The 20,574-nt window shown below is 68.8% G+C and carries 24 protein-coding genes; 4 read left to right on the top strand and 20 right to left on the bottom strand.

Going from position 1 to position 20,574, the window contains the following annotated elements:
- Positions 1-319: 319 nt before the first annotated feature.
- From msrQ to FGX59_RS32605, 3 genes are all read right to left on the bottom strand, one after another.
- Positions 320-949 carry a protein-methionine-sulfoxide reductase heme-binding subunit MsrQ gene (msrQ, locus tag FGX59_RS32615; RefSeq protein ID WP_138472288.1) on the bottom strand — a complete coding sequence of 210 codons (630 nt, stop codon included), beginning with the start codon at positions 947-949 and terminating at the stop codon, positions 320-322.
- Entirely contained in the window at positions 921-1,844 is a 924-nt protein-coding gene (gene msrP / locus FGX59_RS32610; protein ID WP_138472286.1) for a protein-methionine-sulfoxide reductase catalytic subunit MsrP, read from the bottom strand. Before msrP ends, msrQ begins: the two co-directional genes overlap by 29 nt.
- A 153-nt stretch (positions 1,845-1,997) precedes the next feature.
- Positions 1,998-3,497: an FMN-binding glutamate synthase family protein gene (locus FGX59_RS32605; RefSeq protein WP_138472284.1), complete on the bottom strand. Its 1,500-nt coding sequence runs from the start codon at positions 3,495-3,497 to the stop codon at positions 1,998-2,000.
- Positions 3,498-3,838: 341 nt separating this feature from the next.
- Here FGX59_RS32605 and FGX59_RS32600 point away from each other — a divergent pair, with 341 nt between their 5' ends.
- From FGX59_RS32600 to FGX59_RS32590, 3 genes are all read left to right on the top strand, one after another.
- Complete coding sequence (locus FGX59_RS32600) at positions 3,839-4,333, top strand: fasciclin domain-containing protein (RefSeq protein WP_138472282.1); 495 nt, start codon at positions 3,839-3,841, stop codon at positions 4,331-4,333.
- Between the two features lie 81 nt (positions 4,334-4,414).
- On the top strand, positions 4,415-4,936 hold the full coding sequence (locus FGX59_RS32595; RefSeq protein WP_138472280.1) for a nucleoside 2-deoxyribosyltransferase: 522 nt from the start codon (positions 4,415-4,417) through the stop codon (positions 4,934-4,936).
- 207 nt (positions 4,937-5,143) lie between these two features.
- The gene (locus tag FGX59_RS32590; RefSeq protein ID WP_138472278.1) at positions 5,144-5,398 is read left to right on the top strand and encodes a YjhX family toxin; all 255 of its coding nucleotides are present in this window, start codon (positions 5,144-5,146) and stop codon (positions 5,396-5,398) included.
- Positions 5,399-5,405: 7 nt separating this feature from the next.
- Here the strand turns inward: FGX59_RS32590 and FGX59_RS32585 are convergent, their stop codons facing one another.
- From FGX59_RS32585 to FGX59_RS32505, 17 genes are all read right to left on the bottom strand, one after another.
- Positions 5,406-6,566, bottom strand: a complete 1,161-nt coding sequence (locus tag FGX59_RS32585; RefSeq protein ID WP_138472276.1) for an alpha-hydroxy acid oxidase — start codon at positions 6,564-6,566, stop codon at positions 5,406-5,408.
- A gap of 154 nt (positions 6,567-6,720) precedes the next feature.
- Positions 6,721-7,707, bottom strand: a complete 987-nt coding sequence (locus tag FGX59_RS32580) for a zinc-binding dehydrogenase (protein WP_138472274.1) — start codon at positions 7,705-7,707, stop codon at positions 6,721-6,723.
- Between the two features lie 3 nt (positions 7,708-7,710).
- Positions 7,711-9,036, bottom strand: a complete 1,326-nt coding sequence (gene hisD, locus FGX59_RS32575) for a histidinol dehydrogenase (RefSeq protein ID WP_138472272.1) — start codon at positions 9,034-9,036, stop codon at positions 7,711-7,713.
- A gap of 131 nt (positions 9,037-9,167) precedes the next feature.
- Positions 9,168-9,944 carry an SDR family NAD(P)-dependent oxidoreductase gene (locus tag FGX59_RS32570; protein ID WP_138472270.1) on the bottom strand — a complete coding sequence of 259 codons (777 nt, stop codon included), beginning with the start codon at positions 9,942-9,944 and terminating at the stop codon, positions 9,168-9,170.
- A 65-nt stretch (positions 9,945-10,009) separates the two neighbouring features.
- The gene (locus FGX59_RS32565) at positions 10,010-10,381 is read right to left on the bottom strand and encodes a hypothetical protein (RefSeq protein WP_138472268.1); all 372 of its coding nucleotides are present in this window, start codon (positions 10,379-10,381) and stop codon (positions 10,010-10,012) included.
- The gene (locus FGX59_RS32560; RefSeq protein ID WP_138472266.1) at positions 10,368-11,474 is read right to left on the bottom strand and encodes a flagellar biosynthesis protein FlhB; all 1,107 of its coding nucleotides are present in this window, start codon (positions 11,472-11,474) and stop codon (positions 10,368-10,370) included. Before FGX59_RS32560 ends, FGX59_RS32565 begins: the two co-directional genes overlap by 14 nt.
- Positions 11,474-12,247 carry a flagellar biosynthetic protein FliR gene (locus FGX59_RS32555; RefSeq protein WP_138472264.1) on the bottom strand — a complete coding sequence of 258 codons (774 nt, stop codon included), beginning with the start codon at positions 12,245-12,247 and terminating at the stop codon, positions 11,474-11,476. The genes FGX59_RS32560 and FGX59_RS32555 overlap by 1 nt, the downstream gene beginning before the upstream one ends.
- Positions 12,244-14,367 carry a flagellar biosynthesis protein FlhA gene (flhA, locus tag FGX59_RS32550; RefSeq protein WP_255471662.1) on the bottom strand — a complete coding sequence of 708 codons (2,124 nt, stop codon included), beginning with the start codon at positions 14,365-14,367 and terminating at the stop codon, positions 12,244-12,246. Before flhA ends, FGX59_RS32555 begins: the two co-directional genes overlap by 4 nt.
- A gap of 32 nt (positions 14,368-14,399) precedes the next feature.
- Positions 14,400-14,882: a flagellar basal body-associated FliL family protein gene (locus FGX59_RS32545; protein ID WP_240722826.1), complete on the bottom strand. Its 483-nt coding sequence runs from the start codon at positions 14,880-14,882 to the stop codon at positions 14,400-14,402.
- Positions 14,883-14,894: 12 nt separating this feature from the next.
- Entirely contained in the window at positions 14,895-15,635 is a 741-nt protein-coding gene (gene flgH, locus FGX59_RS32540) for a flagellar basal body L-ring protein FlgH (RefSeq protein WP_138472261.1), read from the bottom strand.
- Positions 15,632-16,069, bottom strand: coding sequence for a flagellar basal body P-ring formation chaperone FlgA (gene flgA, locus FGX59_RS32535; protein ID WP_138472259.1), 438 nt, complete (start codon positions 16,067-16,069; stop codon positions 15,632-15,634). Before flgA ends, flgH begins: the two co-directional genes overlap by 4 nt.
- Before the next feature lie 6 nt (positions 16,070-16,075).
- Complete coding sequence (gene flgG / locus FGX59_RS32530; protein WP_138472257.1) at positions 16,076-16,861, bottom strand: flagellar basal-body rod protein FlgG; 786 nt, start codon at positions 16,859-16,861, stop codon at positions 16,076-16,078.
- Positions 16,862-16,873: 12 nt separating this feature from the next.
- A complete protein-coding gene (locus FGX59_RS32525) occupies positions 16,874-17,590 on the bottom strand; it encodes a flagellar hook-basal body complex protein (protein WP_138472255.1) in 717 nt (238 codons plus the stop codon).
- 1 nt (position 17,591) lies between these two features.
- Entirely contained in the window at positions 17,592-17,858 is a 267-nt protein-coding gene (locus FGX59_RS32520) for a flagellar biosynthetic protein FliQ (RefSeq protein ID WP_138472253.1), read from the bottom strand.
- 1 nt (position 17,859) lies between these two features.
- Entirely contained in the window at positions 17,860-18,153 is a 294-nt protein-coding gene (fliE, locus tag FGX59_RS32515; protein ID WP_138472249.1) for a flagellar hook-basal body complex protein FliE, read from the bottom strand.
- Positions 18,154-18,176: 23 nt separating this feature from the next.
- Positions 18,177-18,566 carry a flagellar basal body rod protein FlgC gene (gene flgC / locus FGX59_RS32510; protein ID WP_138472247.1) on the bottom strand — a complete coding sequence of 130 codons (390 nt, stop codon included), beginning with the start codon at positions 18,564-18,566 and terminating at the stop codon, positions 18,177-18,179.
- Between the two features lie 4 nt (positions 18,567-18,570).
- Positions 18,571-18,966 carry a FlgB family protein gene (locus FGX59_RS32505; RefSeq protein WP_138472245.1) on the bottom strand — a complete coding sequence of 132 codons (396 nt, stop codon included), beginning with the start codon at positions 18,964-18,966 and terminating at the stop codon, positions 18,571-18,573.
- Between the two features lie 82 nt (positions 18,967-19,048).
- On the opposite strand from FGX59_RS32505, the gene FGX59_RS32500 reads away from it, so the two are divergent.
- Entirely contained in the window at positions 19,049-20,371 is a 1,323-nt protein-coding gene (locus tag FGX59_RS32500; RefSeq protein ID WP_138472243.1) for a FliI/YscN family ATPase, read from the top strand.
- Positions 20,372-20,574 lie beyond the last annotated feature (203 nt).

Genomic DNA, 20,574 nt, shown 5'->3' with positions numbered 1-20,574 from the left:
CCATTTACCAAGACACCGGAGGCAAAAACCGGCAGGAGGCGTCAATCTTCCGACGCGACCCGCTCGCCAATCACCCTGATCTCTCCGCCGTCCGGCCCGCCTCAGCGGCCCGTCCAGCGCCCCGGAGCGTCGCCGCCCCGTCGGTGAAGGCGTATTTATGGTTCCAGCCCGGGAGCCGCAAGGGCTATTTTGCGAAAATGTCGTATTTTCTTCACGTCACCGAAGTAATGACTTTATTTCAGTCACTTGCACGCGATCCACCCGGACCCACCCTAAACCATCCCCGCCCTGCCAGGGACACGGGACCTGGTCCCGGGAGTCAGCGGCGCCGCGGCAGGACCCGGGTCGCCAGGAGCAGCGCCACCACCCCAAGATACACCAGCGGCTCCAGCTGCCAGCCCTTGCGGAGCATCGCGAAATGCAGGGCCCCGAGCAGCACCGCCGGATAGACCAGCCGGTGAAGCTGCCGCCAGCGCCGCCCGCCGAGCCAGCGGATCGCCGCATTGGACGAGGTCAGGGCCAGCGGAACCAGAAGCAGGAAGGCCGCCATGCCGATGGTGATATAGGGACGCTTGACGATATCCGCCCAGGCCGCTTGCAGCCCCTGGACATCGAGGATCGCCCAGACCGCCATGTGGCAGACGAGATAGAACACCGCGATCAGCCCGATTGCGCGGCGGAACCGCATCAGGTTCACCCCCGCCAGCCGCCGCAGCGGAGTCACCGCCAGCCCCGCGACCAGCAGCCAGAGCGTCCAGAGCCCGAGCCGGTGCTCGACCGCCTCCACCGGCTCGATGCCGATCCGTCCCGTCGCCCCCTGCCAGAGCAGCCAGGCCACGGGCAGAACCGAAAGCGGATAGAGCGGCCAGGCCGGCAGCCGCGCCAGCGCCCGGTTGAGCCGGTCGCGCAGCGCCAGCCCCTCAGAAGGACTTGGTGAGATCCATGCCATCATAGAGCCCGGCCACATACTCGCCGTATCCATTGAATTTCTGCGTCGGGATCTTGGCGGCGAAGAATCCGCCGCCAACCCGCCGCTCGCTCGCCTGGCTCCAGCGCGGATGGTCGACCTCCGGATTGACGTTCGAATAGAAGCCGTATTCGCGCGGATTGACGATATTCCAGGTCGCGGGCGGCTGTTCCTCGGTCAGGGTGATCCGGACGATCGACTTGATCGACTTGAACCCGTATTTCCACGGCACCACCAGCCGGATCGGCGCGCCGTTCGGATTGGGCAGCGCCTCGCCATAGAGGCCGGTCGCCAGGATGGTCAGCGGATTCATCGCCTCGTCGAGCCGCAGCCCCTCGACATAGGGCCAGGGGATCACCGGGCGGCGCGTGCCCGGCATCTCCTCGGGACGGTAGAGCGTCTCGAAGGCCACGTATTTCGCAGAAGGCTGGACGCCGATCCGGTCGAGCAGCCCCGATAGCTGGAAGCCGATCCAGGGCACCACCATCGACCAGGCCTCGACGCAGCGCAGCCGGTAGATCCGCTCCTCCAGCGGCTGCCCCTTCATCACGTCGGCCAGATCATAGCGCCCCGGGCGCTCGACCAGCCCGCCGATCTCCACCGACCAGGGATCGGTGGTCATCTGGCCGGCATTCTTCTCGGGATCGCCCTTGCCGGTGCCGAATTCGTAGAAATTGCAGTAGCCCGAGATCTCCTCGAGCGCATTCGGCGTCTCGTCCGTCGAATAGCGGCTCGGCGCCGCCTGGATCTCGGCCCGCAGCGGCGCGGCCAGGCCCAGCCCGCCAAGCGCGGCTGCCCCCCCGATCAGCTGCCGGCGGTTCAGGAAATCGGCACGGGGCGTGACATCGGACCAGCCCAGATCGGGACGGAAACGCATTCAGGGACCTCCTCGGCGTCGTCTTCTTCCCTCGAACCTAGCCCCGCCGCGCCGTCTTGCCAAAACATAAGCCCTCACAATCCCGCAGGCCGGACGAAACATTTCCCCGGGGAGAGGGGGTCCGGGGGAGAGGGCCCGCCCTCTCCTCCGGCATCAGGCAGCGCTGATCTGCTCCTCGGGCTCGGGGAAAAGCACGTCCATCCGCTTCGACCGTCCGTTCGGCTGGACGATCCGGACATGGCCGCGGGTCAGCTTGCGCGGATCGGAGACCCCGCAGGAATGGGCGATGACCTCCACCTCATGGGTGATCACCCGTGCATAGGTCGCCACCCGCTCGATCTTGTTGGCCACCACCAGCCCGCGCTGCAGATCCTTCTTGTGGGTGGTGATCCCGGTCGGGCAGGTGTTCTTGTTGCATTTCAGCGCCTGGATGCAGCCCAGGGCGAACATGAAGCCGCGCGCCGAGACCACGAAATCCGCGCCCGCGCAGAGCGCCCAGGCGACATCCGCAGGGGTGATCAGCTTCGCCCCCGCGATCAGCCGGATGCGGTTCTTCAGCCCGTATTCCGCGCGGATGTCGGCGATCCGGGGCAGCGCCTCGCGGATCGGCATGCCGACCAGGTCCATCAGCGGGGCCGGCGCCGCGCCGGTGCCGCCCTCGCCGCCGTCGATGGTGATGAAATCCGGCGCGCAGTCCTTGCCCCGGCGCAGCACGGCATCGAAGAACGGCCGGATCCCGTCCGCCGTGCCGATGCACATCTTCACCCCGCAGGGCTTGCCGGTCACCTCGCGGACGCGGGTGACGAAATCGATCAGCTCGTCCCAGTCATGCACCTCGGCATGGCGGTTCGGCGAAAAGCTGTCCTGGCCCAGCGGGATGCCGCGGATCTCGGCGATCTCCGGGGTGATCTTGTCGCCGGGCAGGATCCCGCCCTTGCCGGGCTTGGCGCCCTGGCTCAGCTTGATCTCGAACATCTTCACCTGCTCATGCCCGGCGATCTTCTTCAGCCGCTCGTCATCGAGGTTGCCCTTGGCATCGCGCACCCCGTATTTCGCCGTGCCGATCTGGTAGACGATATCGCAGCCCGACTCGAGGTGGTAGGAGCTCAGCCCGCCCTCGCCGGTATTCATCCAGATCCCGGCCTTCTTCGCGCCCCCCGCCAGCGCGCGCACCGCGGGCTTCGAGATCGCGCCGTAGCTCATCCCCGAGATGTTGAAGATCGAGCGGGCGATATAGGGCTGCGCGGCGCCCGGCCCGATCACCAGCGGCGCGGCGGCCGAGGCCTCCTCGTCGAGCGGCGGGAAGGCGGAGTTGACGAAGATCGCCGTGCCCGGCAGCTCGATGTTCCGCGTCGAGCCGAAGGCGATCATGTTCGAGATCCGGTCGTCCGACGCGTGGTAGACCCAGTCCCGCTGCGAGCGGTTGAACGGGTATTCCTCGCGGTCCATGGCGAAGAAGTACTGGCGGAAGAACTCGCCGAGCTTGGTGAAGAGCGTCCGGAACCGCCCCAGCACCGGATAGTTGCGCCGCACCGCATCCGGGCTCTTGAAGCGGTCGATGAAGAAGAAGATCACGCCCAGCCCGACCACGATCCCCACGGTGAGGACGAAAAGGGCCTGGAGGATGAAGAGGGCGCGTTCGATCAGTTCCATTCGGGCGTCTCCCTTGTCTCATGTCCCGGACTCATCAGTGCCCAAAGCCGGAGCGCAAGGCAATCGTTCTGGCCCTGCGCGCCAGCAACTGCGCCAAACGGGTGACGCGGTGATGACAAAGCGCACTCAAGCAGGAAAAATCCGGCCTCCGCGATCACGTCGCGGTCACATGCGCTCACGGCTTGTTGCTTGCCGGCCGCGATGCCGCCGGCTTAGCGCGCCGCGACGTGGCAGCAACCCCGCAACGTCCCGTTTTTCTTGTGATCCGCAGCCCCCTCCGGCGCCGTAGCTCCTGCGACATCCGCCACGGGATGTTCCCGAAACACACAAGGAGACGACCCATGATCCGCAACACGATCCTCGCCGCCACCGCCGCCGCCGCCTTCGCCGTTCCGGCCTTCGCCGACAGCCACATGGGCGCGAAGACCATCGTCGAGACCGCGGCCGGGGCCGGCGATTTCGACACGCTGGTCGCAGCCGTCGAGGCGGCAGGCCTGGCCGAGACCCTGTCCGGCGACGGCCCCTTCACCGTCTTCGCCCCGACCGACGCCGCCTTCGAGAAGCTGCCCGAGGGCACGGTCGAAGAGCTGCTGATGCCCGAGAACAAGGACAAGCTGGTCCAGATCCTGACCTATCACGTCCTGCCCGCCGCGGTGATGTCCGGCGACATCTCCGGCGAGATGATGCCGGAAACCGTCGAGGGCAGCACCCTGACCGTCATGCCCACCGAGGATGACGGCGTGATGGTCAACGACGCCACCGTGATCCAGGCGGATATCGAGGCCTCGAACGGCGTGATCCACGCGATCGACACCGTCCTGATGCCCGAGGGCTGACCCTGCCCTGCCCCGGCGCGCGCCGGGGCTTGCGCATGGCGGCGGAGCCAGCCACGGTCCGTCGAAAGCCACGGAGCCGCCATGCGCATCTATCTCGCCGGACCTGACGTCTTCCACCCCGATGCCGAGGCGCTCGGCGCCGAGAAGAAGGCGATCTGCGCCGAGCTGGGCCTCGAGGGCGTCTTCCCCCTCGACGAACTCGTCCCGCCCGGCACGATGGACCCGCGCCGCCACGGGCTGGCGATCGCCGCCAAGGACATGCGCCTGCTGCGCTCCTGCGACGCCGCGCTGGTCAATCTCACCCCCTATCTCGGCCCGTCGATGGATGCCGGCACCGCGGTGGAGCTCGGCCTCCTCTGCGCGCTCGGCCGTCCGGTCTTCGGCTATTCCGCCGATCCGCGGCCCTTCGAGACCCGCGCCGCCGCCGCCCTGCCCGGCCCGGACTGGCGCGCGGAGCGCTTCGGCCTCTGCGACAACCTGATGGTCGAGGGCGCCATCGCCGCCACCGGCGGCCGCGCGCTCTTCCCCGAGGCGCCGCTGCCCTTCGAGGATACCGGCCCGTTCCGCATGGCCGCCGCGGCCCTCGCCTTCCACCTGGCGTGACCGCCGGGCCACGGCCGCCGGCCGGCGCTGGCGCCCGTCGCGACGCTGCGCTAGGATCGGGCAGCGCGGCCTTCCGCGCCCTCATGGAGACTTGATGCAAGAGACCCGGTAACGCCGTCCCCGGAGCCCGGCTCCGCGGGACAGACGCAAGCCCCGGCGGCCATCCGGCCTGCCGGACCTTCCGTTACGCGATTTCCGGTAATTTCCATGAACATTTCCCGCCCGGAACAACGGGTTCTCCACGTCCTGGCCCAGGGGGGCCGCATCCTCCACGACCGCGACGGCGCCAAGGTGACCGGCGTCACCTGCTTCACCCGCGAGCATGCGATCCTGTCGGACTGCACGCTCGAGGTCTTCGCCCGGCTCCGCCGCAAGCGGCTGATCGCCTCGCATCGGGGCAGCGCCTACCGCATCAGCCGCCGCGGACTGGCCGCCGTGCGCGCCCAGCCCGACAACCGCTGAAGCGGCCTCAGCCGGCCCGGCGCAGGAGCTCCGGCCCCTGCGCCTTCAGCTCGGCAATGCTGCTCAGCCCCATCAGCTGCAGCGTGATGCCGATCTCGGCCGAGAGCATGTCGAAGGCCGCCGCCACCCCGCGGCGGCCTTCCGCCGCCACCGCCCAGGCAAAGGGCCGCCCCATCAGCACGAAATCCGCGCCAAGCGCCAGCGCCTTGACGATATCCGTCCCGCGCCGGAAGCCGCTATCGACGTAAAGCGCCTTCTCCGTCCCCAGCGCCGCGCGGATCTCGGGGATCAGCTCGACCGTCGACAGCCCGTGATCGAGCTGGCGCCCGCCATGGTTGGAAATGACGATCCCGTCGACATCCTCGGCCCTGGCCAGCGCCGCGTCCTCGGCATCGGAAATCCCCTTGATGACCAGCTTGCCCTTCCAGCGGTCGCGCAGCCGCCGGATCTTCTCCCAGGTCAGGTCCTTGTCGAGCCGCCCCGACAGCGCCGCCGCCTGCGCCAGCGCGCCCTGCCCGTATTCCGGCCGCCCGGTGACCAGCTCCACCTCCGGAAATCCGTTGCGCAGCAGGTCCAGCGACCAGACCGGCTTCGTCGCGAACTGCCAGAAGAGCTGCGGCGTGATCTTCGTCACCGCGCGGAAGCCGTTCCGGCCGTCGCGCTCGCGGTTCGAGGTGATCGCCGTGTCGACCGTGACGAAGATCGTGTCCGACCCGGCCTCCTCCGCGGCGGCGACATAGCTGTCGGTCCAGTCCGCGTCGATATCGATGTAAAGCTGGAACTGCGGCACCTGCCCGCTGCGCTCGGCAATCGTCTTCAGCCCGTTGATCGAGAAGGTGGACAGCACCATCGGCACGCCGCGCGCCGCCGCCTCCTGGCCGATCAGCACGTCGCCGTCGCGGCGGTAGAGCCCGAGGAAGCCGACCGGACCGGGGCCGAAGGGCAGCGCATGGCGCTGGCCCAGCACCTCGGCCGAGAGATCGAGCGGCCCGAGCGGCCGCAGCGTCCGCTGGCGCAGCGCCCAGGCGTCGAACCCCTCGCGGTTGCGGCGCAGCGTGGTCTCGGAGAACGCCCCGCCCTCGATATAGTCGGCGAAGATGCGCGGCAGGCGGCGGCGCGCGGCCGCGGCGAAATCCTCGACATTCTGGTAGCGGCGGGAAAAGCTCATGAGTCTGCTCCGGCAATGATCTTGCGCCAGCCCTGCCACCCGCGGGCGGCGGGGGCAAGCCGCAGCCCCCCTTGGCGCAACGGCAGGACAGGGGGCTGGGCCGGCCGCGACCGGCCGGGACTGAGGCGCGCGGGCAGCCGGGCCGGCGCCCGGCTCACGCGCCGCAGCGGATGAGGGTCTTCAGCCCCGCCACCTCGCCCGCGAGATGCCGCTGATAGGCGGCGGGCACCTCCTCGAGCGCGATCTCGGCATCGATCAGCGGGTCGAGCGCCGCGCCCAGCTCCGCGATCACCGCGCCGATCCGCTCGAACTCGCCGCCATAGGCATGGCAGCCGACCAGCGCCATCTCCTTCTCGACCAGCAGAACCGGATCGAGATCGAGCGCGCCATGGCCGATCCCGACCAGCCCGAGCGCGCCGCCCGGCAAAAGCCCCTCGGCCAGCGCCCGGATCACCCCCGGCGCGCCGGTCGCGTCCATCGCATGGCGCGCCGCAGGCAGGGCGTCGAGCGCTGCCACTGACGCGCCGGCCGCCTCCGCCACGAGCGCCGCGCGGGCCGCCTGGCGGTCGATCACATGCACCTCGTGCCCGCGCCGCGCCGCCAGCAGCGCCACCAGCCCGCCGATCGGCCCGCAGCCCGCAACGGCCAGCGGCGCGCCCGCGGGCAGGTCCAGCCGGTCGAGCGCATGCAGCGCCACCGCCAGCGGCTCGGCCAGCGCCAGATGCCGGTCGGCCACCCCGGCGGGCGCCGCGATCACGTTCCTGCCCGGCAGGATCACCGCCTCGGCGAATCCGCCATCGATCGCCTCGCCGACAAAGCCCATGGTCTCGCAGACCTGCGCCAGCCCCGCGCGGCAGTTGCGGCAGGTTCCGCAGGTCACCCGGCTGTCGACGATCACGGCCTGGCCCGGGGCGACATGGGTCACGCCCTCGCCCACCGCCGTCACGGTGCCGGTGAATTCATGCCCCGCCACCGAGGGCGCGCGGCTGATCCAGGCGCCGGTGCAGAAATTGTGCAGGTCCGAGCCGCAGATCCCCGCGACCGAGACCGCCACCCGCACCTCGCCCGGCCCGGGCGCGCCCGGGGCCGCGATCTCCTCGACCCGCAGGTCGCCGACGCCGTGAAGCCGCACCGCCTTCATCGTTCAGCCCTTCAGATAGGGATCGCGCATCGCGCTGACCGCATTGGCATGCGAGGAGAAGCCCTCGTAATCCGCGAGCGTCTTCGCCGTCTTCGCCAGCTCCGGATAGCCCTTCGCGGTGACATAGCCGACCGAGGAGCGGCGGACGAAATCCGACACCGACAGGGGCCCCCAGCTGCGCGCCCCGCCCGAGGTCGGCAGCACGGCATTCGGCCCCAGGGCGAAATTGCCGATGCAGACCGGCGTATGCGGCCCCATCAGGATCTCGGCGGCTTCGGTGATCTCGCCCAGATGCTCGAAGGGCACCGTGCTCAGAAGCTCCAGATGCTCCGGCGCGTAGCCATTGACGAAATCGTAGCTCTCCTGCAGCGAGCCGGTCAGCACGATCCCGCCATGCGCGCCGCAAAGCACCTTCTGGCTGAACTCCACCCGCTGCGGCGTCATTTCGGCCCAGTGATGCGGCAGCGCCTCCAGCGCCTCCTCGGCGACACGGCGCGAATGGGTGACGAGCCAGGCCGAACTGTCCGGCCCGTGCTCCGCCTCGATCAGCAGGTCCAGCGCCGCGAGCCCGCCATGCACCGTCTCGTCGGCGAAGATCAGCGATTCCGACGGCCCGGCCGGCAGGCCCGGATCGATCGCCCCCGACAGCAGGCGCTTGGCCGCCACCACCCAGGGGCTGCCCGGGCCGACGATCTTGCGGCAGGGCTTGACCGTCTCGGTGCCATAGGCCGCAGCCGCCACCGCCTGGGCGCCGCCGACCTTGTAGACGGTCGTGACCCCGGCCAGCCGCGCCGCGACCAGCGTCGCCGCATCCACCTTGCCGCCCGGCGCGGGCGGGGTGAAGATCGCGATCTCGGGCACGCCCGCCACCGCGGCCGGCACCGCGGTCATCATCACCACCGAGGGAAACGCCCCCTTGCCGCGCGGCACGTAGAGCGCGACCGAACCGATCGGCAGGAAGCGGTCGCCGGCATAGGCGCCGGGGCGAATTTCCTTCAGCCACATCGGCTCGGGCTTCTGCTCCTCGTGGAAGCTGCGGATATTGGCGATGCCCGCGCGGATCGCCTCGATCACCTCCGGATCGACCTCGTCGAAGGCGGCGTCGAACTCCGCCTCGGTCGCCTTCAGCCCGTCCGCGGTCAGACCCTCGGCCTTGTCGAACTCGACGCCGAAGCGCACCAGCGCCGCGTCGCCCTCGGCGCGGACCGCCTCGATGATCGGGCCGGCCTTCTCCAGGAAGAAGCTCAGGTCGGTTTCGGAGCGCTGGAAGAGCGCCGCGCGCTCGTCCGCGCCGAGCTCGGCCAGCACCTTGAAAGTCACGTCGGTCATGGGTCACCTCTGGCTGCCCGGCCGGTCCCGGGATGGTCGTCACCTGCCGCCGGGCTAGCGGCTGGCACGGGATAATGTATATACTTTACCAGCCGGGCGGCGCATTTTCCCCGCCAGGCTTCGCACAGTGCCTAAATCGACGCCAGATAGCCGCCGTCGATGCCCAGGATCTGCCCCGTCACATAGCGCGAGGCGTCCGAGGCCAGATAGAGCACCGCCGCCTCCAGATCCTCCATCCGGCCGAAGCGGCCCATCGGGATCTTGGTCTCCATCGTCGCGCACCAGTCGGGATCCTGGTAGAAGACCTCGGTCAGCTCGGTGCGGAAATAGCCCGGCGCGATCGCGTTCACCCGGACGCCCTGCCCGGCCCATTCGGTCGCCAGCGCCCGCGTCATCCCGGCGATGCCGCTTTTCGACGAGCCATAGGGCGCCGCGGTCGGCACGCCGACGAAGGAGGTCAGCGAGGCCAGGTTGACGATCGCGCCATGGCCGCGGGCCAGCATCGGCTTCGCCACCGCCTGGGTCATGAAGAAGGCGCCCTTCAGGTTGGTGTCGACGATCCGGTCCCACAGCGCCTCGCTGACCTCGGTCGAGGGGCAGACCTCTTCGGTGCCGGCATTGTTCACCAGGATATCCACCGGAGCCAGCCCGGCGAGCGCCGCGCCGATCGCGCCGACATCGCTCTGGTCGCAGGCCAGGCACTCGGCCCGGCGGCCCTCGGCCCCGACCAGCGCCGCGGTCTCCGCGAGGCTCGCCGTACTGCGCGCGGTCAGCACCAGATCGGCGCCGGCGCGCGCCAGCGAGACCGCCAGCGCGCGGCCGATGCCGCGGCTGGCGCCGGTGACCAGGGCGCGGCGCCCGGCCAGAGAGAAAAGCTGCGAGAGATAGGCCTCCGGTGCGGTCGGCATGCGGGATCCCCTTCCAGGCTGTATTGCCTAGACAATTGCGCCGTGACGCGCGGGACGCAAGGGGATCAGTCGCCGCGGCGTCCCGGGCCGGGCCCGTGGCGCTCCACCAGCTTGGCGATCGCCTGGTGGCGGCCGACCGAACGGCGCGTGGCCAGGCTCTGGCGCTCCAGATCGGCGCGCAACTGCGCGATGCGCATGCCGAGCTCGCGCGTCCGGCCGACCCGCCACATGTCCCAGACGCCGTCTCGCCCGGCCCGCTGGTAGGCGGTGGCCGCGTCCTGCGCCGAGAGCCAGTCCACGGAGGCTTCGTCGAGCGCCTCGATCTGCCCCTCGAGCGCGCGGATCTCGGCGCGCAGCCGCTCCATCGCCGCGACCTCGGCATCGCGCTTCACCCCGGCAAGCTGCCGCAGCCGGGACAGGGCCTCAATAGGTTCCAAACGGCGCCCGCTTTCTCTTCTGGCGCATCTCGTCGGCGAAGCGGATCGCCGCCGCCACCGCGCGGTAATGCGACGGCGGGATCTGCTCGCCGACCTCGACCGTGGCATAGAGCGCCCGGGCCGTCGGCGGCGCGCTGTAGATCGGCACCTTGTTCTCGCGCGCCAGGTCGCGGATCACCGACGCCCGGTCGTCGACGCCCTTGGCCACGCAGACCGGCGCGCTCTTGTCGGCACGGCTCCATTTCAGCGCGACGGCGTAGTGCTCCGGATTGACGATGACCACGTCGGCCTTCTTCATGTCGCGCAGCATCTGCGAGCGGGCGATCTCCATGCCGCGCTGCCGCCGCTTCTGCTTGACCGCCGGATCGCCCTCGGATTCCTTCAGCTCGTCGCGCATCTCGCGATGCGACATGCGCAGGTTGCGCAGATGCTCGGCGCGCTGGAACAGGTAGTCGAGCACCCCGATCACCGCCGAGTTCGCCAGGGCGATCAGCAGGAAGCGCAGCGAGATCTGCAGGAGCACCACGATCCCCTGGCGCGCCTCGAGCATCTGCAGCGACAGGATCTGGTCGCGGCGGCTGGCCATGAACCAGATCAGCGCGCCCGAGAAGAGCGACATCTTCACGAAGCTCTTGAAGAACTCGAAGAGGCCGCGGCGGCCGAACTTCTTCTTGAAGTTCTCCAGCGGCGAGATCCGCGACAGCTTCGGCTGGATGTTGCCGCCATGGATGATGAAGTTGCGCTGCACCGCCAGCGACAGGAGGACGAAAAGCGCCGGCAGCAGGAACATCGGCAGCAGCATCCGGAACGCATCCCAGGCCGGGCGCAGGATCGACGCGCCGCTGGCCTGGTCGGCGCGGGTCGCAACCTCCCACAGCCGGTTGGAGAGGAAATAGCCGAGCACCCCGCCGAAATGCAGCAGCATGTCCTTGCCCCAGATCAGCAGCGCGATCGCCAGCCCGGCATAGGCGGCGGTGGTGTTCAGGTCGTTCGAGCGCGGGACATTGCCCTTCTTGCGGGCGTCGAGCAGCTTCTTCTGCGTCGCCTCGTACGGCTTGTCGTCGCTTTCCTCGCCGCCCTTGCCCTCCGCCATCAGCGCAGCCCCTCGCGCAGCGAGAAGGCGAGCAGGTGCTCGCTCCAGGCCTTCAGCAGGATCGGCGCCGACACGAAGAGCAGCGCGATGCCCAGCCAGGAGATCGCCGGCGCGCCGATGAAGGCGACCATCAGCTGCGGCATCGCCTTGTTCACCACGCCGAGGCAGAGATTGTAGAGCACCGCGACCACCAGGAAGGGGCAGGAGAGGGCGAAGCCGATCTCGAAGGCGCGCGCCGCGCTCTCGGCGGAAAGCTCGGCGGCCAGCGCGGCGGGCACCCCGGTACCCAGCGGCACCAGGTCGAAGGAGTCGATCATCGCGTCGACGATGACGAGGTGGAAGTTCAGCACCACCGCCAGCGCCAGCGCGCCGAGATAGAGGACCTGCCCGATCGAGGCCTGCGGCTGGTCGATCTGCGCGCCCATGAGCTGCGCCAGCGAGATCGACTGCGAGGCCATGGTCCCGGCCAGCTGGATGCTCCAGAACAGGCAGCGGCAGAGGAAGCCGATCAGCAGACCGGTCAGCAGCTCGGCCGCGCAGGCATCCACGTAGTCGCCAAGCGGGGCATTCCGGCTGGTGGAGAACTCCCCGGCCAGCGGTGCCAGCACCAGGGTCAGCGCCAGCGCGAAGGCCAGGCGCAGTGTCGTCGGCACGACCCGCGAACCCAGCATCGGCAGCAGCGCGACAACGCCGCCGACGCGCAGCAAGACCAGGAACCAGAGCTCGGCCGGCAGTGCATCGAGGATCGCGAGCACCGCCTCTTCCAGGGTCATGCCGGGACCACGCCCAGCACCTGCGGCTGCGCCTGCATCCCGAGCTCCTCGTAGGAGAGGACGGGCACGGTGATCCCCTTGGCCATCGCGACGGTCTTCAGGAAGCGCCGCCGCCGCGCCGAGGTCAGCAGCACCGGCTCGGTGCCTTCGACCGTCACCTCGGCCAGCGTCTCGGCAATCTGCGCGGCCAGGCGGTTGAACTCCTCCGGCGGCAGGGCGATCTCGGTCCCGCCCTCGGTGCCGACCTGGTACTGGACGAAGCGCTTCTCCCATTCCGGGGCGAGTTTCACCAGCGGCAGCCGGCCGTCGGGACCGCGCAGCGAGGCGACGATCTGGAATCCCAGCCGCTGGCGGACATACTCGCAGATGCTGTCGGGGCGCGAGACCGCGGGTCGCGCCTCGGCGATGGTCTCTAGGATCAGCGGCAGGTTGCGGATCGAGACCCGCTCGTCGAGCAGCAGCCGCAGCACGATCAGCGCCACGTCGAGCGGCACCTTGTCGGGCACCAGATCCTCGAGCAGCCGCCGGTTGGCATCGGCGCGGGACTTGTCCGAGAGCCGGGTCAGCTCGTCGAGCAGCCGGGTCAGCGATTTCAGCGACAGCAGCCGCGCCAGGTTGTCCTTCACCACCTCGAGGATATGCGTGGCCAGCACCTCGGCCGGGGAGACGACGGTGATCCCGGAGAGCACCAGCGAATCCTGCTGCTTGCGGTCGACCCAGCGGGCCGGGGCGCCGTAGACCGGCTCGCGGAAATCGTCGCCGGGCGGCAGGTCCTCGGGCCCGCCATCGCCGACCAGCGCCATCACCCGGCCGGTCTGCAGCTGCGCCTCGGAGACGGTCACGCCCTGGATCAGGATGCGGTAATGACCGGGATCGAGCGCGCTCTGGTCGGTCAGCCGCACCTCGGGCAGGATCATGCCGAAATTGCTGGCCACATGGCGGCGCATCCCGGCGATCCGCACCTCGAGCCCGGTGCCCGGATCGAGGATCATGTTGACCAGATCCGGGGCGAATTCGACATGGATGTCGTCGAGATCGATCAGGTCGCCGATCCGCACGTCGTGGGCATGCGCATCGGAGGGCTCGTCCGTGGCAGGCTCCGGGGCCTCCGTCTTCTTCTTGTGCAGGGACGCGCGGTAGGCGATCGCGCCCAGCCCGGCGGCCGCGATCACGAAGGGCAGGAAGGGAAAGCCCGGCACCACCGCGAAGACCAGCATCAGCCCGGCCACCGTCGCCAGCGCCTCGGGATGGCGGCCGACCTGCTCGACGATGGCCGTGTCGGTCGTGTGGTTCATGCCGCCGCGCGACAGCAGGAGCGCCGAGGCCACCGAGATGATGACGGCCGGCAGCTGCGTCACCAGACCGTCGCCGACGGTCAGCACCGCGTAGGTCTCGAGCGCGTGCGAAAGCTCCATCCCGTGGGCGAAGATGCCGATGCAGAGCCCGACCACCAGGTTCAGGAGCGTGATCAGGAGCCCGGCGACGGCATCGCCCTTGACGAATTTCGACACCCCGTCGAGCGAGCCGAAGAAGGTCGCCTCCGCCTGCTCGCGCTCGCGCCGCTCCTTGGCCTCGGTATGGGTTATCGCGCCGGAGGAGACATCGGCGTCGATTGCCAGCTGCCGCCCCGGCATGCCGTCGAGGGCGAAGCGCGCGCCGACCTCGGCCATCCGCGCGGCGCCCTTGGTGACGACGACGAAGTTGACGATCAGCAGGATGAAGAAGATCACCACGCCGAGGAAGGGATCGCCGCCCATGACGAACATGGCGACGCCTTCGATCACGCTGCCGGCGGCATGCGGCCCGGTCTGGCCCTGGCCGATGATCAGCTTGGTCGAGGCGATGTTGAGCGACAGCCGCAGGATCAGCGACGCCAGCAGCACGGTCGGGAAGGACGAGAAGTCGAGCGGCCGCTCGATGAAGAGGACGATGGTGAAGACCAGCGCTGCCAGACCGAAGCTGAGCACCAGCCCGACATCGAGAAGCCAGGCCGGGACCGGCAGCAGCATCAGGATGATCATCGCCATCAGCCCCAGCGCGAGCGCCGTCGAAGGCGAGAGTATCCGCCCCACGCCCAGTCGCCCGGCCACTCCGCCGCGCAGGAAATCCGCCACCGTCACCGCCACGCTGCCCCCCTTTCAGATGCCCTGCATCAGATGTCCTGCCGCACCATGTCGACGATCAGCACCGCATTGGCGATCGGGCCGAGCACCTGCTTGGCGACCTGCGTCAGGTCGTTGCGGATGATGTTCATGTCCTCGGCGTCGAGGAAGCTGTCGTTGAAGCCGCCCATGCTCGCATAGGCGAAGAGCACGCGCAGGAAGGAGTCGCGCAGCTTGGGCTCCTTGGCATAGACCGCCTCGCGCGCGCCCAGCTCGACCTCGAGGCTGAGCGACATGACGACCATGGAGGAAACGGAGCCGCCGTCGACGACCGGCACGACGAACTGGTTCTTCATGTCGACATACTCGAATTCGGACGGCATCTCTTCTTCCTCGGCCGCCTGCTGCTCTTCGGCGGCCGCGGCAAGAGCGGCGCAGTCGCATTCCGGCATCTCGGGGGCGAAGAACCAGCCGGCGCCGCCGCCGATGCCGATGCCCGCCAGGACGATCACGATCGGTATCAGGAATTTCATCATGAGCGGCACCTAGTAGGGCAGGAGGATGTCGGTGATCTGCTGGCCGTAGCGCGGCTGCTGGACGTCGGTGATCTGGCCGCGGCCGCCATAGGAAATCCGCGCCGAGGCGATCTTGTCATAGGGGATCTCGTTGAGCCGCGAGATGTCCTCGGGGCGGACATAGCCGGTAACGAGGAGCTCGCGGATTTCGAAATTCACCCGCACCTCCTGCGATCCCTGGATCCGCAGCACCCCGTTGGGCAGAGAATCCGTGATCGTGGCCGCGATCCGCAGGGTAAGCTTCTCGTTGCGCTTCACCGACCCGTCGCCGGAGCTGCTCGAGCTGCTGTCGACCGCGACCGGCTCCTTCGCGGAAGAGCCCGTGGGCATCACCCGCTGCAGGTTCTCCGGCAGGCCGAAGAGCGAGCCCATCGACAGGCTCTCGCTGGCGCTGCGCGACCGGTCGGTGGTGTTCGAGATCTCCGCCTTCTCGTCGATCTCGATCACCACGGTCAGGATGTCCCCCGGCTCGCCCGCACGGCGGTCGCCCAGGAGCGAATTGCGCGCCCCGCTCCAGAGCGAGGACTGGTCCACCGGCTGCACCTTCTCCAGCCTCTGCGGCAGGCCGGGCACCGACATGGCCAGATGCTCGCGGCCGGTATCGGCATCCGAGAAGCTCGGCGGCTTGCCGAGATGGTCGAGCCGCCCGCAGCCCGAGGCCGCCAGCGCGAGGACGAGGAGGACAGCGCCCGGGCGCGCCGCGCCGCTCACCGGGCGCTCCCGGCGACGGAGACGCTGCCATCCGGCATCACCTTGCCGGTCACGGTCTTGCGGGAACTGGCATTGGTCACCCGGATCGTGTCGCCCGCGGCGCCGCCGTCCAGCGCGCGCCCCTCGGTGACGATGCTCAGCCCGCCGTTCTGGAAATGCATGACCACCTCCTGGTTGCGGGTCACGATATGGGGTTCCTGAATGTCGCCCGGCCCGATCGGGCTTCCGGGATAGAGATTGCGCACCGCCTGCTTGCCCAGGGCATCGCCGTAGCCGCCGAAGGCGCCGCCGACGCTGCCCTGCTGCAGCTTCAGGTCGGCAGGGGTCAGCACCGTCCCCGCCCGCACGGGCCGGGCGGTGACAAGGACATCGGCAAGGAGCGGCGCCTGAGGCAGCGCTGCAGCGAGAAGAAGGGCGGGGATCAGGATGCGCATCGGATATCAGCGGATCTGCGTGGTGGCGGCCAGCATCTGGTCCGCGGCGGTCAGCACCTTGGCGTTCAGTTCGTAGCCGCGCTGCGCCTCGATCAGCTCGGTGATCTCGGCGACCACATTCACCGAGGATTCCTCGAGATAGCCCTGGCGCACCGTGCCGAGACCGTCGAGCCCCGGCGTCGTCGCATTCGGCGCGCCCGAGGCCTCGGTCTCGAGGAAGAGGTTGCTGCCCATCGCCTCGAGCCCCTTCGGGTTGGCGAAACCGACGAGCGAGAGCTGCCCGAGCAGCTGCGCTCCCACCTGGTCGGCGAAATAGGCGTAGACCTCGCCATCGGCATTGATCGAGATCGAGCGGGCATCCTCGGGCACGACGATGTCGGGCGCCAGCGGATAGCCGTCGGACGAGACGATCGTGCCTTCGGCATTGAGCTTCAGCGAACCGTCGCGGGTATAGCCCGAGAGGCCGGAGGGCAGCGTGACCTCGAGATAGCCGCGCCCCTCGATCGCCACGTCGAGATCATTGCCGGTCTGCTCCAGCGAGCCCTGAAGGAGATCGAAGGAGATCGCCGTCGGCCGGACCCCGAGCCCGAGCTGGATGCCGGTCGGCAGCACCGTGCCGTCGGCGGCGTTGATCGAGCCGGGCCGGGCGATCTGCTGGTAGTGCAGGTCGGCGAATTCGGCGCGCCGGGTCTTGTAGCCCGTGGTCGAGCTGTTGGCGAGGTTGTTGGCAATCGTGTCGACCCGCATTTGCTGGGCGTGCATGCCGGTCGCGGCGATCTTCAGGCTACGCATGGAACACTCCTATCAGGCACCAAGGGTCCGCAGCACATTGCGGATCCGTTCGTCTTCGGACTTGTTGAGATTCGCGCCCTGCTCGTAGGCGCGATGCACTTCGATCATCCGGGCCATTTCCAGGACGGCCTCGACATTCGAGTCCTCCTTGAAGCCCTGCAGGATCACCGCCCCCTCCACCGGCACCGGCGGCTGCTGGATGGTGAACATGGTCCCGCCCACCCGCTCGGGCGTGTCGCCCTCGGCCGGGCCGACCGGCACGACACTGGAGATGAAGAGGCCATCGGCGCTGAGAATGCCGTCGGTCGAGAGCTTCACGTTGCGCGCGTCCGGCGGAATGGCGATGGCGGCACCGCCGGCATCCAGCACGCGGTGGCCATTCTCGCTGACCAGCTCGCCCGCGGCGTTCTGGCCGAAATTCCCCGCCCGGGTCAGCGCCTGGCCGCCATTGTACTCCACGAGGAAGAACCCCTCGCCGTCGATGGCGAAATCGAATTCGCCGCCGGTCTGGGTCAGCGGCCCCTGGGTGAAATCCGTGCGCCGGATCTCGGCCTCGGCCATCGAGAGCGAATGGTCCCGGTCCTCGCCGGCGAAAAGGTATTCGGAGAAGATCACGCCCTCGCGCTTGTAGCCCGGCGTGGACAGGTTCGCGATATTGTTGGCGATGACCTGCAATTCCGACTTCAGCCCGTCCATCCGGTTGAGATTGGTGTAGATTGCGTTGTCCATCTCAGCGCTCCGAAATCAGCCGCAGGACGGTGTCCTGGAAGAAGGTCACCAGGCTGCTCGACATGAAGGACATCGTCATCCAGAAGGCGAGCAGCATGGCGACCATCTTGGGAACGAAGGTCAGCGTCATTTCCTGGATCGAGGTCAGAGCCTGGAACAGGCCGATGACGATGCCGGTCGCCAGCGCGGCCGCCAGGATCGGTGCGGATATCACCACCGCGATCCGCAGCGCCTCGCGCATGGCGTCGAACATGATGTCCTCGCCCATGTCAGATCTGCATCCGCATGATTTCCTGGTAGGCCTCGACCACCTTGTCGCGGATGGTCACGGCCGTCTCGACCGCCAGCTGGGCCTGGGCCAGCGCCTCGACCATGGACTGCGGATCGGCATTGCCGAGCATCGCGTCCTGCGCGGCCATGTCGGCCGCGCCGAGCGTCCGGGCGAAGTCCTGGGCAAAGGATGCCAGCCCCTCCCGGATCGAGGGTCCGGCTGACCCGCCGGGTTCGGAAATACCGCGGGCTCCGGCATAGCCGCCGGCCGCGAGGGTCGATGTCAAATCCATTCTGGATCTCCTGCTTGTGGCAGTTAGCGGCGAAGGAGGTCGAGCGTGGAGCTCGCCATTTTCCTCGCCTGGTCGAACATCTGCAAATTGGCTTCGTAGCTGCGCTGCGCTTCGCGCGCGTCGGCGATCTCGAAGACGAGCTTCACGTTGGAGCCGTCATAGCTGCCGGTGCCGTCGGCGAGCGGATGGGAGGGATCGTAGATCCGAGCCAGCTCCGTCTGGTCGAGATCGACCCGGCCGGTCTTCACCCCGTCGAGCCCGCTGGGCAGCCGCTGGGCCTCGAAGGGGACCGTCTTGCGGTGGTAGCCGGGCGTGTCGGCATTGGCGATATTCTCGGTCACGTGCCGCAGCCGCATGGCCTGGGCAGTCAGGCCGGTCGCCGCCACTGTCATGGAATCGAGCAGGCTCTTCATGGCGCTAGCTCCTTCCCAGGCTGGTGCGCAGCAGGTTCAGCCCGCTGCGGTAGGCGGTCAGCGCCACGTCGTGGCTGTAGCGCGTCTCCACCGCATTGAGCATTTCCTGCTCGAGCGACACCGTGTTGCCGTTCGGAGAGGCATCGCCGGGCCGCTCGACGGCCTGCACGCCGAAGCGGGCGCCGGGAATCTCCGGCGAGGTGAAATGGGCGGCGCGGGTGGTTCGCAGCTGCAGCGGCCCGAGGGTGCTTCGATAGGTGTCGGCAAAGCCCCGGACGTCCATCGCGCGATAGCCCGGCGTGTCGGCATTGGCCATGTTCTGGGAAATGACTGCCTGGCGCGCGCCGGAATGGGCCGCCAGGGCGGACGCCGTCTTAAAGATTTCCAAAGACGAGAACATGCGGATTCTCCACAGAATTTCTTCAACCTTGGCTTAACTGCGATTCGTTTAGAAACGGTTTGCACAAGAGGCTGGAAAGCAGATGTCAGAAGTCGAGTTCAGGCACCTCGCGGCCGCGATCCGCGATATCAAGTACGCGTTCCATATCGGCCGGGTGGTCGAGATCGGCGCCACCGGAGCAAAGATCGGCGGGCTGGCCCAGGTCGCCGGGATCGGCGACCGGGTGGAGATCCGCTGCCGCGACGGCCGCTCCCTTCCGGGCGAGATCCGCGCCATCGGCACCTCGGAGGTGACGGTCCTGGCGGACGGGCCGCTGACCGGCGTGGCGCTCGGCGACAAGGTCAGGCTGCTGGGGGAACTGCGGATCGCGCCGGACAATACCTGGCTGGGACGGATCATCGACCCTATGGGCCGCTCGCTCGACGGCCGCTACCTGCTGCTCGGCCCCGAGCGCGTGCCGGTCGATGCGGTGCCCCCTGCCCCGGCCCGGCGCCGCGGGCTGGGCGAGCGGCTGGAGACCGGGCTCTGCGCCTTCAACACGGTGCTGCCGGTGGTGCGCGGCCAGAGGGTCGGCCTCTTCGCCGGGTCCGGCGTGGGCAAATCCTCGCTGCTGGCCGACATGGCGCGGGGAATCGAGGCGGATGTGGTGGTGCTGGCGCTGATCGGCGAGCGCGGCCGCGAGCTCGGGCATTTCACCCGCGACGTGCTCGGCCCCGAGGGGATGGCGCGCAGCGTGGTCGTCGCCGCCACCTCGGACCAGTCGCCGCTGACCCGACGCCGCTGCGCCTGGACGGCCATGACCGTGGCAGAGCATTTCCGCAACGAAGGCAAGCACGTGCTCTTCCTCGCCGACTCGGTCACCCGCTTCGCCGAGGCGCATCGCGAGGTGTCGCTGGCGCTCGGCGAACCGCCGACGCTGGGCGGCTACCCGCCCTCGCTCGCGCACGAGATCATGACCCTGGCGGAGCGCGCCGGCCCCGGCGAGGGCGACCAGGGCGACATCACCGCGGTCTTCAGCGTGCTCGTGGCGGGGGCGGACATGGACGGGCCGGTGGCCGATATCCTGCGCGGCGTGCTCGACGGCCATGTCGTGCTGGAGCGCCAGATCGCCGAGCGCGGGCGCTATCCGGCGATCAACCTGCTGAAATCCGTATCGCGCTCCCTGCCCGGCGCGGCCAGCGACGAGGAGAACATGCTGATCCAGGAGGCCCGCGAGATGCTGGGCGTCTACGACCGCGCGGAGCTTATGATCCAGTCGGGGCTCTACACCCAGGGATCGAATCCGCAGATCGACCGCGCCATTTCGCTGTTTCCGCGGCTCGACGCCTTCATCTCGGAACGCGAACCCGGCGCCACGGCGGACAGCTTCCGCAAGCTCCTGCAATGTCTGGGAAGACCGGGCTGACGGTCGGTTGCTGCTACGGCAATCATGAGCCCGGCATCGGCGGTCCGGGGATGACCACGGCGCTGTTGCTCAACTCAGCTGATGATCGCACTTCCCCTTTCCCCGGAGACGCTTATCCTGCGGCCACAGTCATCGGGATACCGATTGCTGTAAAGCGGTTGAGGAATGAGCGGCAAGCGCCACTGGTCCGAGCGCAGCCGCGA

Origin of the sequence: Poseidonocella sp. HB161398 (assembly GCF_005870025.1) — a bacterium.
Lineage (GTDB): Bacteria > Pseudomonadota > Alphaproteobacteria > Rhodobacterales > Rhodobacteraceae > Mangrovicoccus.
Note: the sequence above shows the minus strand (reverse complement) of the source record. Positions and strands in the feature narration are given on the sequence as shown.

Bases quoted from the DNA above. Each gene is read 5' to 3' on its own strand.
- flgA (WP_138472259.1), bottom strand. From the start codon at position 16,069: ATGCGCATCCTGATCCCCGCCCTTCTTCTCGCTGCAGCGCTGCCTCAG.
- fliE (WP_138472249.1), bottom strand. From the start codon at position 18,153: ATGGATTTGACATCGACCCTCGCGGCCGGCGGCTATGCCGGAGCCCGC.
- FGX59_RS32600 (WP_138472282.1), top strand. From the start codon at position 3,839: ATGATCCGCAACACGATCCTCGCCGCCACCGCCGCCGCCGCCTTCGCC.
- FGX59_RS32560 (WP_138472266.1), bottom strand. From the start codon at position 11,474: ATGGCGGAGGGCAAGGGCGGCGAGGAAAGCGACGACAAGCCGTACGAG.
- FGX59_RS32595 (WP_138472280.1), top strand. From the start codon at position 4,415: ATGCGCATCTATCTCGCCGGACCTGACGTCTTCCACCCCGATGCCGAG.
- flgG (WP_138472257.1), bottom strand. From the start codon at position 16,861: ATGCGTAGCCTGAAGATCGCCGCGACCGGCATGCACGCCCAGCAAATG.
- FGX59_RS32505 (WP_138472245.1), bottom strand. From the start codon at position 18,966: ATGTTCTCGTCTTTGGAAATCTTTAAGACGGCGTCCGCCCTGGCGGCC.
- FGX59_RS32500 (WP_138472243.1), top strand. From the start codon at position 19,049: ATGTCAGAAGTCGAGTTCAGGCACCTCGCGGCCGCGATCCGCGATATC.
- FGX59_RS32605 (WP_138472284.1), bottom strand. From the start codon at position 3,497: ATGGAACTGATCGAACGCGCCCTCTTCATCCTCCAGGCCCTTTTCGTC.
- hisD (WP_138472272.1), bottom strand. From the start codon at position 9,036: ATGACCGACGTGACTTTCAAGGTGCTGGCCGAGCTCGGCGCGGACGAG.
- FGX59_RS32580 (WP_138472274.1), bottom strand. From the start codon at position 7,707: ATGAAGGCGGTGCGGCTTCACGGCGTCGGCGACCTGCGGGTCGAGGAG.
- flgC (WP_138472247.1), bottom strand. From the start codon at position 18,566: ATGAAGAGCCTGCTCGATTCCATGACAGTGGCGGCGACCGGCCTGACT.
- FGX59_RS32585 (WP_138472276.1), bottom strand. From the start codon at position 6,566: ATGAGCTTTTCCCGCCGCTACCAGAATGTCGAGGATTTCGCCGCGGCC.
- msrQ (WP_138472288.1), bottom strand. From the start codon at position 949: ATGGCATGGATCTCACCAAGTCCTTCTGAGGGGCTGGCGCTGCGCGAC.
- FGX59_RS32525 (WP_138472255.1), bottom strand. From the start codon at position 17,590: ATGGACAACGCAATCTACACCAATCTCAACCGGATGGACGGGCTGAAG.
- FGX59_RS32570 (WP_138472270.1), bottom strand. From the start codon at position 9,944: ATGCCGACCGCACCGGAGGCCTATCTCTCGCAGCTTTTCTCTCTGGCC.
- FGX59_RS32545 (WP_240722826.1), bottom strand. From the start codon at position 14,882: ATGAAATTCCTGATACCGATCGTGATCGTCCTGGCGGGCATCGGCATC.
- msrP (WP_138472286.1), bottom strand. From the start codon at position 1,844: ATGCGTTTCCGTCCCGATCTGGGCTGGTCCGATGTCACGCCCCGTGCC.
- FGX59_RS32555 (WP_138472264.1), bottom strand. From the start codon at position 12,247: ATGACCCTGGAAGAGGCGGTGCTCGCGATCCTCGATGCACTGCCGGCC.
- FGX59_RS32590 (WP_138472278.1), top strand. From the start codon at position 5,144: ATGAACATTTCCCGCCCGGAACAACGGGTTCTCCACGTCCTGGCCCAG.
- FGX59_RS32520 (WP_138472253.1), bottom strand. From the start codon at position 17,858: ATGGGCGAGGACATCATGTTCGACGCCATGCGCGAGGCGCTGCGGATC.